Annotated in this window: 9 protein-coding genes; 3 read left to right on the plus strand and 6 right to left on the minus strand. The window is 35.8% G+C overall.

Annotated elements, in window-relative coordinates; all coding sequences use genetic code 11:
* Positions 1-607 precede the first annotated feature (607 nt).
* The 3 genes from CRT24_RS09770 to CRT24_RS09780 all read left to right on the plus strand — a co-directional run bounded on the left by CRT24_RS09770 (position 608) and on the right by CRT24_RS09780 (position 2,696).
* Positions 608-1,456: a hypothetical protein gene (locus CRT24_RS09770; RefSeq protein ID WP_099371053.1), complete on the plus strand. Its 849-nt coding sequence runs from the start codon at positions 608-610 to the stop codon at positions 1,454-1,456.
* Positions 1,457-1,471: 15 nt separating this feature from the next.
* Complete coding sequence (locus tag CRT24_RS09775; RefSeq protein ID WP_099371054.1) at positions 1,472-1,999, plus strand: YfiT family bacillithiol transferase; 528 nt, start codon at positions 1,472-1,474, stop codon at positions 1,997-1,999.
* 79 nt (positions 2,000-2,078) lie between these two features.
* Entirely contained in the window at positions 2,079-2,696 is a 618-nt protein-coding gene (locus CRT24_RS09780; RefSeq protein WP_099371055.1) for a hypothetical protein, read from the plus strand.
* Between the two features lie 67 nt (positions 2,697-2,763).
* Here CRT24_RS09780 and bglX read toward each other — a convergent pair whose 3' ends face one another.
* The 6 genes from bglX to CRT24_RS09810 form a co-directional block, all read right to left on the minus strand.
* Complete coding sequence (bglX, locus tag CRT24_RS09785) at positions 2,764-5,046, minus strand: beta-glucosidase BglX (protein ID WP_099371056.1); 2,283 nt, start codon at positions 5,044-5,046, stop codon at positions 2,764-2,766.
* A gap of 19 nt (positions 5,047-5,065) precedes the next feature.
* The gene (locus tag CRT24_RS09790) at positions 5,066-6,436 is read right to left on the minus strand and encodes a glucoamylase family protein (RefSeq protein ID WP_099371057.1); all 1,371 of its coding nucleotides are present in this window, start codon (positions 6,434-6,436) and stop codon (positions 5,066-5,068) included.
* Positions 6,437-6,442: 6 nt separating this feature from the next.
* A complete protein-coding gene (locus CRT24_RS09795) occupies positions 6,443-8,074 on the minus strand; it encodes a glucoamylase family protein (protein WP_099371058.1) in 1,632 nt (543 codons plus the stop codon).
* A 63-nt stretch (positions 8,075-8,137) separates the two neighbouring features.
* Positions 8,138-9,562 (minus strand): RagB/SusD family nutrient uptake outer membrane protein, encoded by a 1,425-nt coding sequence (locus tag CRT24_RS09800; RefSeq protein ID WP_099371059.1) that lies wholly within the window; start codon positions 9,560-9,562, stop codon positions 8,138-8,140.
* 19 nt (positions 9,563-9,581) lie between these two features.
* Positions 9,582-12,683: a TonB-dependent receptor gene (locus CRT24_RS09805; protein WP_099371060.1), complete on the minus strand. Its 3,102-nt coding sequence runs from the start codon at positions 12,681-12,683 to the stop codon at positions 9,582-9,584.
* Positions 12,684-13,114: 431 nt separating this feature from the next.
* Positions 13,115-15,976 (minus strand): triple tyrosine motif-containing protein, encoded by a 2,862-nt coding sequence (locus CRT24_RS09810; protein ID WP_099371061.1) that lies wholly within the window; start codon positions 15,974-15,976, stop codon positions 13,115-13,117.
* Between the last annotated feature and the right edge of the window lie 64 nt (positions 15,977-16,040).

Raw genomic sequence — 16,040 nt, forward strand, 5'->3', positions numbered from 1 at the left:
AGGAGTGCGGGGATGGAGCGGCTGAACCAATCCCGTAGATCTTCATTTAGTATAAGGTATTGGGAATTTAGTATTTAGACTTCGTCCGCTTTTCAATACTTCCCTGATTTCATCCTTTTATTCCCATCGTCCATCTCATTTAGATATTTCTATCCTTTACATCCAGTAACAACAAAACAGAGAGCGGAGCGAACGGCTTTGATTTGTTTGAAGCCAACCCCAAAAAGGGATGGTTCAGGGTAGGAGTGCGGGGATGGAGCGGCTGAACCAATCCCGTAGATCTTCATTTAGTATAAGGTATTGGGAATTTAGTATTTAGACTTTGTCTGTGTTTCATTAGTCCCCTGATTTCATCCTTTTATTCATATCATCCATCTCATCTAGACATTTCTATCCTTTACATCCAGAAACAACAAAACAGAGAGCGGAGCGAACGGTTTTGATTTGTTTGAAGCCAACCTATTTCTTGAATTAAAAAAGAAACTTGCATTTACACCCAATACACAACTCTTTACCCTACCTTTTAGTTTTGTTAAAAAGCATTAAAAATCCTTTTCCATTTATTTATTCCTGATTTATTGTCGAATTTAGCATAAAGTGATCGAGCATGAAGAAATACCTTATTCTATTTATATCCATTATCAATATTGCCTTTGCACAGAAATTGTCTTTTGACACAAAATTTTATGATGCTGAGGACAAGTGGGTTGTATTTGACAAAAAAGATAAACAGAACACCTATGCTTTGGGATTTATATATTTTGACCCACAGTTTGGTTATACCTTTGATTATGCTGGTGAACTAGAATTTAAAAACAATAAATTCGAAAGGCTTCCAAGGTTGGATACTACTACGATTAAAAATAGGCTGGACATTAATACATTTCCAGTAGCAATCCTTCCTGACGAGAAGGTGAAAGAATTTAAGTTAGACCCACAACCTGAATGGCTCAAGAACTATAAGTTGGAAAACAGTGATTTTATAGAGAACAGGATTCGCAGGGCTTCCTTAATGAATGGTGCTGGGGCGAGTGAAAAAGCATTGAAGATTTTGCAACAGGCTTATATTGAAGATCCCCATTATCCTGGGCTGGAATTTGAATTAGGATATGCTTATAATGCAATTGGCAGTTTTTATAAAGCGGTAATCGTGTTGAATAAAGCGATTGAAAATGATCCTATAAATTTTTGGTATTATCGGGAATTGGGATTTTCCTTAAAACATCTCAACAACCTTCCTGAAGCAGAAAAAGCATATAGAAAAGCCATCAGTCTGACAGCTGACAAGGATCATATCGCTGAGGTTGCTATCAATATGGCCCAAAGTTATTTTCATACTAAGGATAAGGTCAATTTTGATGCTTGGCGCAAGATTGTAGTCGAGAATGCAGAACCTGACTCACAATTTATGGCCTATATTCAATATTTTGATGAAAATTGGCATAAACCTAAATAAAGAGAAAAGATTTTTATGAAAGATCAACTAGAAAAACTGAGGTATCCAATTGGGAAATTCTCAAAGCCTGAGATAATTACAGATGAAATTATTAAGTCATGGATAAATACCATTGCTAAATTTCCGGAGTATTTAAAAAATGAGGTCAATAAACTATCGGTGAAAGATCTTGAGTTAACTTATAGACCCGACGGTTGGACGATTCGGCAATTGATCCATCATTGCGCCGATAGTCACATGAACAGTTTTATTCGATTTAAATTAGCCTTGACCGAAGAGACTCCTATAATTAAGCCATATAAGGAAGACCTATGGTCTAATCTGGCAGATAGTGAGATGCCAATAGAAAGTTCGATCAAGATTCTAGAGGGGTTGCATGCGAGATGGGCTTTTTTACTTTCTAATTTAAAGGGAGAGGAACTTAAAAGAGAATTTATCAATCCAGAATCGAATAAAAGGTTAGATATAGAAACTGCCATAGGTATTTATGCTTGGCATTGTAACCATCATCTAGCGCATGTGATTAATGCAAAGAAGGTTTAGTCGGGTTTGCTGGCTCCGCCAGCCACTTGTGTTAGCGGCTAAAAATAATTAAATTTAAATAATCAAAATAAACAAATTAATGGAACAGATATCTCTATTTAAAAGTGCGAGTCAAGCGATTGATTCATTGGATAATGGTGCGGAGTATTACAATATTTTCACAAAAGCGGATGATGATTTGATATCTCAGTCTGAGGTTTCCAAAGTGGCAGGAGTGAGGCTTCCAAAACAAAAAGCTGTTCTATTTTTAAAATTGGCAATGTCCGGATTGACCGAACGTGAGCAGCAGGAAATAGAAGGTAGATTTGATGACAGACTGTCTGAGAACTTTACCAAATATAATCCAGAATTTGTGGAATCTGTTCAAGCTGTAGAAGCATTAAATCCCGGTACCGGAGTAATTATCACTGGAACTCCGAGAAAAATTGAAGGGGAAGGAGTTGTTTCAGGTTATATTTCAATTCCTGTTATTGATGTTTTTACCCTCATTCCAATCAGCGAAACATATATTGTTTACGAAATTAAGGATGAAGCCACTGGAAACAGGGTTTTGGTAGCACATGATAAAGATGCTGGCTTATTACCTGAAACTAAAATGAAAATTGCAGGCGTTGTCAAACAATTTCAATTAGCACAGGAAGATGACAGCGAGTTTGAAAAATTTATTGAAGTAGATTATTTTGTTGAAACTTTATAATAATCAAAGGGCTGCAAAAAAATGCAGCCCTTCTTTTTTCATAGGTACTATATATTATGCAAGTTTGTTAATCTATTAAATCAAATTCTGCCTCCTGAACATCTCTAGAGTTTGTTCCAATAAATACTTTGAATTTTCCAGGTTCAGAAATAAATTCCAATTGCTGATTAAAAAATTTTAAATCTTCTTCAGATATAGTAAAAACTATGTCCTTAGATTTACCTTTTTCAATAAATACTTTCTGAAATCCTTTGAGTTCTTTAATTGGTCTGGTTTGAGAACCAACCAGATCTTGAAGATAAAGCTGGATAACTTCCTCACCATCATAATTTGCATTATTCCTTACATTCACGGATATTTTCAGTTTATCGGCTTTTGTTATGCTATTCTTATCTAGTGTCAAGTTCGAATAGGTAAAGTTTGTATAACTTAAACCATATCCAAAAGGATAAAGCGGTTCATTGCTCACATCGAGATAATTTGATCTGAACTTTTGGAACCAAGCATCTTTCGCTAATGGCCTACCTGTATTTTTCTGACTATAATAAATTGGTAATTGACCTACATTTTGCGGAAATGTTGCCGGTAATTTTCCAGAAGGGTTTACATCTCCAAATAATACATCAGCTACAGCTTTACCAGTTTCGGTTCCTCCAAACCATACATTAAGAATTGCTGGAACATTTTCATTTTCCCAAGTTAGGGTAAGTGGCCTTCCGGCAAAAAGTACTAATACAACAGGTTTTCCTGTTTTCAAAAGTGCTTGTAAAAGTTGTTTTTGACTTTCTGGAATATTCAAATCGGTGCGGCTAGAACTTTCACCACTCATTTCCGAACTTTCACCTAATGCAGCAATAATCACATCAGCATCTTTCGCTGTATTAATAGCTTCATCAATAATCTGCTGAGGGTCTCGGTCATCTCTAGGGATAGTGCGACCAAACATAGTTGAACGCTCTTGTAATGCAGCATCATCTGTCAAGTTAGATCCTAGGTGGGTAACAATTTTCACCTTATTTCCCAAAGCTGATTTCATGCCATCTACCAAAGACATAGTGTTTGCCAAATCAGCACTTACACTCCATGTTCCCGGCATATTGGCTCCTGTATTTGCCAATGGACCAATAACAGCTACTGTTCCCTGTTTTTTTAATGGTAAAGTTTGATTATCATTTTTTAAGAGAACAAATGATTTACCAGCAGCTTCCCTTGCTAATTTTAAGTGTTCTGGAGTTAAAATCTCATTTTTAGCGCGTTCGTCACTGCAATATTTAAATGGATCATCAAATAAACCAAGTCTGTATTTAGCCTCAAGAACATAACTACATGCTCTGTCTATTTCTTCTTGAGTTACCTTTCCTTCATCCAAGGATTTTTTTAATGTCGTCAGAAAGCCTTCACCAACCATATCCATATCGACACCCGCTTTTAAGGAAAGTTCAGATACTTTCTGAAGGTCACCTAGGCCATGATCAATCAATTCATTGACAGCAGTATAATCTGTTACAACTAAACCATTAAATTTCCAATCATCCCTTAAAAGATCTGTCAGAAGCCAATGATTTGCTGTGGCAGGGATGCCATTAATATCATTGAAAGAAGTCATTATGGACATTGCACCTGCATCTAAAGCTGCTTTATAAGGTGGAAGATATTCATTGTACATTCTATGTAGGCTCATATCCGTGGTATGATAATCCCTACCTGCTTCTGCAGCACCATATAAGGCAAAATGTTTTACGCATGCCATTAAGGTATTGTTCTTGCTCAAATCATCACCTTGATAACCAATAACCATTTCTCGAGCAATTCTGGAGCTTAAGTAAGTGTCTTCTCCCGAACCTTCAGATATTCTTCCCCACCTTGCATCTCTGGAGATGTCAACCATAGGAGAGAAGGTCCAGTTCAGTCCATCTGCAGATGCTTCAATTGCAGCTACCCTTGCTGTTTTCTGGATCAATGGCATATCCCAAGTAGCAGCCAGTCCTAATGGAATCGGAAAAATAGTTTTATATCCATGGATAACGTCCATCCCAAATATAATCGGAATCTTTAACCTTGAATTATTAACTGCTAATTCTTGAGCTTTTCTGATTTTGGAAGGCGTGGTCACACTGAATATCCCACCAATATTTCCAGCTTTTATTTTTGACTCAACATCTGTTGACACAACTGATCCTGTGGTAGCTTCACCCGCAGTGACCAGATTCAACTGACCAATTTTTTCTTCTACAGTCATTTTACTCATTAAGTCATTGATGAATTGATTCATCTTCTGATTTTCTTGAGCATGACCTAAATTACTGCTTATTACTGCTGCTATGCAGAGTATATTTTTTAATAATTTCATTTATGATCAATTTTAACCCTTATTTCAAATTGGGGCTTTGAAATCCTAATTTTTTGAGACCATCTTGAATTTCTGGAGCTTGCATAAAAAGGTTCCAAATCAACCCTGACCTGTAGTTTTCCATCATGACAACAATAGGACCTTGGTCTATTGCCAAATAACGTTGAGGATACCAATTTTCTGTTTCACTGAAAGCATCATAAAATCCATATTTTCCCCATACTTTGTCTCCCAAATGATTAAATAGATACCTTGCAAATGAAAGGCTTTCCTTTGGTGTATAAGGGATGGATGATAATGCAGCTGTAGGGCTAATTACTGATTTGTCATTGTCGGGGTGATGTGCATCATAACCCGTGATGGAATATGAAGCAGTAAGTCCCCAAGCTTTATCAGCTCCATAGCCTTTAAATTTCCTTGGGTTTTCCTCTGCATAGGCAATATTAATCCTCGCATGGTTTTCAACTACTTGACCATAATCAACATATTGATCTTTTAATCCTATAGGATTTAATCCCAAGAAGGAATAATGTGCCCAAAATAATGGACCAACTTGGCCTTCTTTGGCATTATGCTTTATCCCGATTGGGATTTCGAATTTTTTTAGATCTGATTTTATCTTACCATTTCTTGCCCATCCTTGATTGTATACTGCTGTATCAATAGGGTGAGTAGGAGAAGATGCAGCTAAAACATAGGTAATCAAACATTCATCATAACCTTGAATAGGGTGATTCATACCAAAATCATGGGTTGGACTCCAATGCCAAAGTAATACGTTCTTTCCATTGGTGTAATGATTCCAATCAATTCCTTTCCACAATTCATCTGCTTTTTTGGCAACTTCTTTCTGTGTTTCTGAACCATTTTTAAAATATTCTCTTACAACAATTAAAGACTGAGTAAGGAATGCTGTTTCTACTAAATCACCGCCATTGTCCTTGTCGCTGAATGCTTTTACCTTTCCAGTATCTCCAAAATACCAGTGTGACCAAGCCCCTTTAAATCGAGGTATTTTAGCTAAGTAGTCCATGATATGGTTCAGTCTCTCTTCACCTTCTTTCTTAGTAATATAGCCTCTCTCCATGCCAACTACCAATCCCATGATTCCGAATCCGCTACCACCAGTAGTCACGACATTTTGATCATTTTGTGGGTACTCTCCGTCAATATGGATTCTTTCCCTAGCAAGTCCCGATGTTGGTTCTGCGCCTTCCCAAAAATATTGGAAGGTTTGTTGCTGAATTTTATTCATCAAGGAGTCATTGGAAAGTGATATGCTATCAGCTGAGATACTGTCTTTCTTGTTTTCTGTTTTTTGGGTGTTCTGACAGGCTTGAAGACCTGCCACGCTTAATAATAAACCGATAGTTAGTGTACGTATTTTCATTTTGTATTATATATGGGGTGAAGTAAAGCCGAGTTTTTTTAATCCATTTTTAATTTCTGGGCTTTTCATTAGCAGATTCCAAATCAATTGGCTTCTATGATTTTCAATGGCAATAATTATTGGTCCTTGATCAATTGCAATATAGCTTTCTGCAAACCATGGTTCATGTAAGGAAAAGCCATCTTTGAATCCATATTTCCCCCAAAGTTTGTCTCCTAATTTATAATAGAAAAATTCCAGTGCTTCTTTTGATTGTTTAGGAGTAAAAGCCATGGATGATAATGCAGCAGTTGGCGCAATAACGCCTATGTCATTATTCGGAGATTGAGCACCATATCCATTTGGTATATCACCTGCAGTAAGTCCCCAATTATTATTGCCATATCCATAGTACCCTTTTGGATTTGATATACAATAAGCTCTATTGATAAGTGTCTGGTTCTTTACTTGCAATTCATAATCTGCATAAGCATCTTTTAATCCTGTAGGATTTATTCCCAAGAAACTATATTGTGCGGTAAACAAAGGACCACCATTATCAGGTCCCAATGGTAGAACATAATTAAAGAAGCTCTTTCCATTTTTTATGCTACCATTTTTGGCCCAACCTTCATCATATACTGATTTTTCAATAGCATGATTTGTTGCACCTGCCGCCAGAACATAAGTTATCAATGATTCATTCCAACCTTGGATTTTAAGATTCATATCCCACGCATGGCTAGGGCTCCAATGCCAATAAAGTGCTTTTTGGCCATTTTGGAAGAAACTCCATTCGACGGCATTGAAAAGATTATTGATATCAGTACTTAGATTCGGGTCTTGATAATATTCCCTTGCGGCAATTAATCCTTGGAACAAAAGTGAAGTTTCCACTAGGTCGGCACCATTGTCCTTTTCACTGAATGGCTGTGTTTTACCAGTTCCACCATTATACCAATGTGAAAAAGCACCATGATACTTGTCTGCGGATTTCAGAAAGGCGACTATTTTTTTTGTTCGCTCCAAGCCTTCATTTTTGCTGATAAAATTTCGATTTGCACCAACAATTATTGCCATTATCCCGAATCCCGTTCCTCCAATAGTTACGGTTTCATTAGAAGTGCTTCTTTCCCGGATCATTCCGGAAGTGGGATGAGCAAAATCCCAGAAATAGGCAAATGTCTGTTTTTGAACTAGGGTTAAAAGCTCATCTTCAGATATCCTCTTGAATTTGTCAGATTGGTCAATTGCGGTATTAAAAGAGAAATTATATTGCATTTTTAAAGTACTATTAGAAGTACTTTTTAAGGTGTTTTTTACTAATATCTCATATTTTGATAAGGGAGATAAATTAGCATTCGGTTTGATTGTTACTTTCTTTCCAGCATCAATTAATTTTATTGTAGCAGGAATTGTAGATTTATCAGCATTCAATATTTGAATGTTGTTAGCAAGATCTTGATCTGCAATCGTTTCATCAAAAGTTATTATAAATTCAGGTGCCAACTCTATTCCTTTGGGATTAGCTGTAAGTGCATTATTTCCAATTGCAACTGAATTTACAGCAAATCCATCATTAGGAGTAGGAGAAGGGTCATTGGATTTGGAACATCCCAAAAACAGTAAACTAATAATAAAAATGAAAGAGATCTTCATGTGTTCAAATTTTCTTATTGAAAAGGGAAGACCAGAAGATCTTCCCTCTAATTGTATGAAAAATTACCAGCCAGTATTTTGAATCATATCAGGCGTTTGAATAATCTGATTATCTGGAATTGGGAACAGATAATGTTTTGCTTGAAACGGTTTTCCTGCGGCTTTCATTGCAGCTTCAGCCTGCTTTGTTCTTACCAGGTCAAACCAACGGTCATGCTCCATAGCTAATTCCAATCGACGTTCTTTCCAGATCGCTTGTCTGATTGCTGCTTGTCCTGATGCTGTTGAATTTGGCAATTTCACCCTCGATCTAATTGCATTCAGCGCTGTAAGTGCTTCAGCGGTATTCCCGAGTTCATTCGCAGCCTCTGCTTTGATCAGATAAACCTCTCCTAAGCGTAGGTACCTAAGGTTTTTATCTGTATCCCCAGCTCCACCATTCGCAGATGAATAGGCCTTTTCATTGTACATTTCATTTTCTGTATTTCCAATTTCTCGGCCATCATACATGGTTTCATTTCTGAAAATAATGGTTGCATCTCTTCTGATAGCATCATTTTCTGAATTAAAAGCATCTAATAGATTTTTTGAAGGGGTATTGAATCCCCAACCAATACCAGCGGCACCTCCACGAGGTCCTTGGGTTTGAGAATATTGCTGAATACCATGTGCAATAGACGAACCTCTTGCTTGTACCTCAAAGATTGATTCAGATCCATTTTCACCTGCCAATCTCCATATTTTCTCATAATTTGGTTCAAGTGCATATTCACCAGAACTAATTACTGCCTGCGCCATATCATAGGCTTGTTGCCATTCACCTTGATAAAGATGAACTTTTGCCAATAAACCTTGTGCCGAACCTTTTGTAGCTCGACCTAGATCCTTTGCGGCGTATTTGGATTTTTCAGGCAGATTATCAATCGCGAATTTAAGGTCGGCTTCAATGTAATCATATACCTCACTTGCCGGAACTCTTTTGATTAAATCTTGTTCTTGAATAGGAATATCACCCCAACCTCTTACTAACCAAAAATAATTGAGAGCTCTCAGAAATCTTGCTTCTGCTATATATCTGTTCTTTAAATTCTCATCAGTCAAACCATATTCTTCAGTAAATTGAATTGAATTGGTTGCACGTCCGATTGATTTATACCATTGTTCCCACAATGCAGCAAAAGAACCAGCTGTTGATGTAAAGGTTAAATTGTCAAGAATGTCTTTATCACCACCAGTATCAGTAGGTGAGGACCCTTTATCCGAATTGTCAGAAATGATTTCTGTAATTCCCAAAAAAGAAAATCCATAATTCCAATCAGTAAACATTCCGTATACCCCGTTCACCAACACCTCTGGTGAAAAATTTTCTTCACTATCTCCTGCTTCAATAATTTCTCTAGATGGAACATCTAAAAAATCTTTTGAACAACCAGTTATCATAAAACCAGCTGCCATAAGAAGTGCTATATTTATATTTTTAAATTTCATGTTATTTCGTAATTAAAGATTAAAACTGCACATTGATACCAAATAGGAAATTTCTTGTTGTTGGATAAGCGGAAAGCTCGATTCCTGAAGTCAAGGCTGGATCTCCATCACTTGCTATCTCAGGGGAGAACCCAGTGTATTTGGTGAACATAAATGGATTTTGAGCAGTAACATATAATCGCATATTAGAAGTAGAGTTATACAGTTTTTTAAAGGTATATCCTAATGTGATATTATTGATCCTGAAATAATTACCAGACTCTAGATAATAACTAGATGCATAAGAATCTCTGTCTGCACCTGGATTTGTATTAGATTTATTTTCTTTTGTCCAGCGGTTGTTAAATGTATCCTCGGTAATGTTTTCACCACCATTAATCCTAGTTCCTTTTAACGCATTATAGATTTTATTGCCCGCAACACCATAACCTGATAAAGAGAAGTCAATCGCTTTATAATTGATTCCAATATTCACCCCATAAGTAGAGGTCGGCATATACGATCCAAAGAATACTTTATCTCTATTGTCGATCACACCATCGCCATTTTGATCTTTATATTTTAAATGACCTGGCCTTGGTGAGCCATATTTTACTCCTGATTCAATTTCTGCTGTATTTTGCCATACACCATCAGCTTCCCACATCCACCAACCATAGATAGGCTGTCCAGCTTTGATTTGTTTTGTAATTTGTCCATTAGATAAACTACCACCGATAGCTCCATCGTAGGCTGGTTGCACATCGATTAACTCATTGTGATTATAGGCATAATTAACACCAATATTGTAGTTGAAATCCTCAGAAATAGAATTTTTCCAACTCAAAACTGCTTCAAATCCATTGTTTCTAACTTTTCCGCCATGATCGTAAAAATTGTTGGCAAAAGCAGAGTTTAAAATAGGCTGTACATTCATTAATACATTGGTATTTAATTTATTGTAATAATCGAATGAACCAGATAATTTTCTGTCAAACATCTCAAAATCTAATCCTACACCTGTTTCATGAGTTTTTTCCCATTTCAATGGTATGGCTGGGCTACCAAATGCAGCACCTAATACTAGGTCTTGGCCAGGTCCAAATACGTAATTGTAGTTTGAACTTCCATCAGCAGTCAATAATTGAGAAACATTTAATGGGATGTCTTGATTACCTAAAATACCCCAATTGGCTCTTAATTTCAAGAAATTCAAAACGGTGTTATCTTTCAAGAAATCTTCATTAGAGATTGTCCAACCAGCACCAAATGACGGGAACATATCGAAATAATCACCAGCTGCTTTAAATACGCTTGAACCGTCCCTACGAAGAGTAGCCGTTAAATAATACGTACTGTTATAGTTGTATTGAACTCTACCAAAAACAGAAGAAAGAGCGGTTGGCGTATTATAAGTTTGATTTAAAACTTTGTTATAATCAGCCGATGCCATGTTTAGATTCCAATATTGTTCTTGTACAGGCACATCATAGCCTGTTCCTGAAATATTATTTGAAATATTGAATTTTTCCATGGAGAATCCAGCCACTGCATTGATTTGATGACCATTAAAATTTTTGTCAAAAGTCAAGAATGTTTCCCATTGCCATCTAAAGTTTTCCGATTTGCTGTAAGTCAAACTATTGTTAGCATAAGAAACAGCGTCTGGGTTGTCAGTTTTTAATTTTTGGAATTCTTGTTCAGTACGTAGGGGATTTCCATTCAACCATGAATCTCTGATGTCTGAAAAGGTTCTACCGTTTGTAAATATCTTTGTTGCACCAATCCTAGAATTAATTTTTAAGTAATCCAAAATTTGGTATTCACCTTCCATACCTCCCTGTAAACGAGTTGAATTTTGCAATTCGTTTGCTCTTTGAATAGCATACACTGGGTTTCCAATAGAATTTAAATTTCCTGAGGCTTCATTCGGGCCAGTTTGGTATCCCGCAATACCAGTGGTAGTGTTGTAAATTGAAGTTCCATATCTTCCATTATCGAACATTACCGGTGCCAAAGGCGTTTGGCGGTATGCATCATTAAAAGAACTAAACGGCTTTGGAGTTGATTTATTAAAGGATAAGTTTAAGGTTTGTGTAAACTTCAATTTGTTATCCAAAAATTTATAGGTATTGTTGTTTCTGATTGTATTTCTAACAAATTTAGAACCATCTATAATACCATTTTCAGTAAAATTATTCGCACTTAAGAAATAATCAACTACTTCGGACCCACCTGAAATATTAATGGTATTGTTATAAACAGTTCCATTTTGCAAAATTTCATCAAACCAATTCGTATTATAATTTTGTTGAGGTTTTAATTGAGTTCCTTGTCCAATACCAGTTATATTTTCGTTGTAATATTGAATATATTGAGAGGCATCAGCCATTTTAACCTTATTGAGCATATTTTTCATACCAGCATATGCTTCATAGCTGATTTTTACAGATCCAGCTTTACCTTTTTTGGTAGTAACCATAATTACCCCATTTGCGGCACGGATACCATAAATAGATGCTGAAGATGCATCTTTTAATACGTCGATGGACTCAATGTCAGAAGGGTTAATACTATTTAAGTTTTCCATTGGGAAACCGTCTACGATATACAATGGATTTCTACCCCCTAGAGCAGTTCCAAGACCACGAATATTTACTTGTGGTGTAGAGCCGGGAGCTTCAGAAGCAGTGATGTTTAATCCAGCTACTTTACCTTGGATAGACTGCATCGCAGACATAGCTGGTTGTTTAACAATTTCAGCCGCTTTCACACTACCAATTGCTCCGGTAAGATCGACTTTCTTCGCAGTACCATACCCGACCACAACTACTTCTTCAAGTGCTAAGTTTTCATCGTCTAAGAAAATATTGATTTGAGCTTTCTCACCAACGACGACAGATTGGGATACATATCCTACAAAAGAGAATACGAGCGAATCAGTAGGAGCAGCCTCTAGGCTAAAACGGCCTGCCTCATCCGTTTGTGTTCCTGCTGATTGACCGCTGATCGTAACGGAAACGCCAGGCAATGCCATCATGCTCTGACTATCCTTTACCGTACCAGTGATGGTCTTGTTTTGTCCATAAAGCCAGGTCAAGCTTAGTAGGAAAACAAAGGTCAGTGTAAATAACTTCCTCATATAACAAATGGTTTAATTGAGTAAAAATGTTTAGTTAAGTAAAAAAAAGTGTTTATTCACTTAACAAATATGTGATGTATTGGTTTGGAATCGAAATTTTTCATATCTACATTACTACTACATGAAAATTTTACTTGCTCAATGTGATATTAATTAAATGTTAAAGTATTGAATATTAAATTATTAAAAAATTTATATTCCTTACAACTTCAAATACTAAGTGTATGATTTACACATATTATATTTCGATGGATTGATGTAGTTTTGTAGTAGTAAGAAGTAAAAAAATATATGAATTTTTTGAATTTACTTTCAGTAAGAAGGAGGATTTTTAGCAAAAAACAACACAAAAAGCTTAAAATTTTTAGCAAAGTAAGTAACTGGTCATATTACTTGACTGACCATATCTTCATGCATAGAATATCTATAGCTTATACTTCGAGGAGAAATTCTGTTAGATTTTTTGTAGTAGGTAGGTTCAATTTTTTTCTTAACCTATACCTTCTGATTTCTACACCACGAGTACTGATATTTAATAAGGAGGCTATTTCTTTACTAGACATGTTCAACCTTAAATAAGCACAAAGTTTTAAATCATTAGGGACAAGTTCAGGATATTCAGCCTTCAGTTTTTTAAAGAAGTTCTCATGAGCTTCATTAAAACTCTTTTCAAACAGATCCCAATCTCTGTCATCATTATGAGCATCATCAATAAGCTTACTTACTTTTCGGATTTGATCATTACTTAATTTATTCCCATTTGAATCATTAAGGTTAGTTAGCTCATGGTGTAAATTATTGAGCATTTCATTTTTGTAGACGATATTCATTGCAGCATTTGCCAATTCTCTATTTTTACTTTCAAGTTCTTGCTCCAATTGAATGTTTTTCAAGGATATAAGTTTTTTTTCATTGGCGGCTGCTTCTCTGGCCATTCGTTCTTCTTGTTCCTCAAGGAGCTTTTTCTTTAATTTTCTTTGGTGAGCCATTAATCTGTTTTCATACCATTTCTTGCCGAAGTAAACAATCAAAAATATGAGTATGATATAGCATATTATGGCTGGCCAACTCAAATACCAAGGCGGCAAAATTTTGAAATTGACAGAAGTAATTTCAGATTGAGTTCCATTTGGCGTTATTGATCTAACTTGGAACACATAATTTCCGAATGGCAGGTTTGTGAAGTCTTTAAAAGCTAATTCTTCCCAATTAGACCAATTTTCTGAGTATCCCTCTAAATAGAACTGATATTTTAATGGGGCAGAAGAATACCATGGCGAAGCAAAAGAAAACCGGATATTGTTTTTATTGTTAGGTATTTCAAGGTTTTCATAAAGTGAAATCGGTTCATCTGTTGTATTCCAAATACTTGTAATAATTGGTTTTGGCAAATTTTGTTGAACTGGATATTGGTTAAAATAGAGTACAAAACCATTGTCAAGACCAATAAGAGATAATCTTTCATCAACGTTCAAGACCTGTTCATAATCATTCATCATCCTACCTTTTAATGAATTCCATGAACTGGAATCGATTTTAAGTTTTCCATCAGAAAGGAACTGTATTTTAGCAATATGTGATTTTTTAATAAACCAATATGCATTTGCATTGATTGGAATTACCTTGTTTGCATTTTTAAAAGTTGATAATTGCACATTCAGCTCCTCGTAAGGCTTAAATACTTTTAAGATATTATCGAACAAATAAAAACCTGAATCACTTGCAAAGACTACATTGTTTGACAAATTATAGATACCATGCAACTTTGTATCCTTTGGCAACCCGTTATTTTCAATTTTGAACTCCGTTGCATTTTGGTAATCTTGGCTAAGTTTAAAACTAAAAATGTTCTGATTGTTGCTAAGCCAAAAATCCCGAGGTCCAATTTGCATGATATTTCGAATTGGATCTTTTTTAAAGGAAAATTGCTTCAAGGATGTTATACCGTTACCGGCTTGCATTAGACCTATACCTGTATAATTCGCTTGCAACCAATAATTGGAATTTAATATGGAGGAGAAATTCCAAGCGCCAGTGACTGATGAAATTTTCCTCAATCCCGAACCTTCAACAATAAAAGTTCCATTGTTGTGTCCACACACCAGCTGTCCTGAAATATTTTCCAGTTTCCAAACTTGACCTTCTGAGTTGGGAACAATTTTGAAACTCAATGATTTATATTTGTTAACTCCTTGCCAGTCACTGACAAACAATCCTTGATTGGTACCGAGATAGATTTTCTCATTAAAAATAATTGAGCTGTAAACAGTTCCGATGTTTCCTGTTAAATCAGAATAATAATACAAGGGACTATTAATATCTATTCGATCAATTCCATTGTCAAGACCCACCCATAAATTCGATTGTTTATCTGTAGCTAAACTTAGGACGGTATTGTTCTGTAGTCCATTGTTTTTGTTAATATGCTGAACTATTTCTCCGTTTTGATTCAGGATAATGATTCCATTTTGTATCGTTCCAAAAGCGTACTGATTTCCGAAGAGTTTGACCCCATTGTTTATTTGGTATTTTTTCAATAAATCCTGAGCTTCATTTGGCCATGGTTCAATACTGCCATCTGATCTCATTTTAAAGATTCCGTTTTTATCAGTTCCGATCAAAACTTCAGTGGAGGTGAAAGAAAGCATAGTTAAGATATTAACATCCATTATTTTATGCTTATCTTTTATTTGAACTAGACCATTCTGTTTGAATTCGTGTAGTCCTGAGGGGATTTGTTCGAAAAAGATTTTCCCATTTACATTGAATCCGAAAAGAAATGGCTCCCCATCTGCCGTTACAGTTTGGATTTGGTTATTGTGGTATAGGTAGCTCTTGGAAAATGTATGAAAATATACTTTTTGACCATCTAATATAATTCTCCAGATCTCGTCGTTTTTTAATGCTTGTTTATCTTTGACAAGGCCAGTCAGGCTGGTGTAGGTCATCTTACCATAGTCTGACCTAGTCCAATAGCCAAATTCCCCAGCTCCACCAACAAAGATTCTGCCACTTGGATCTATATTTACGCTTCTTAAGCCAGCATTGTTTTTCATCCTATGCAATTGCCATTCCTGGCCATCATAAGATAACAACCCTTCAGTATTCGCTGAATAAATAATTCCGGCATCACTTACTGCGAGTCCCCAATTTTGGTTCCCAGCTTTATATTCAGTTTTATTATACTGCTCGACAAATGGAGTTCCTACGCGTGGAATGCTCTGCCCAAAGGAATAGTTCCCAGCGAACAGTGATAGTATTATCAATAATAAAGATATGTATTGCTTGATCATCCGACATCAAATATAATAAAAGGTTGTTAGGAACATTAAATAGTGATTGGCTACATTGAAGAAA

Source organism: Sphingobacterium sp. 1.A.5 (genome assembly GCF_002734235.1).
Lineage (GTDB): Bacteria > Bacteroidota > Bacteroidia > Sphingobacteriales > Sphingobacteriaceae > Sphingobacterium > Sphingobacterium daejeonense.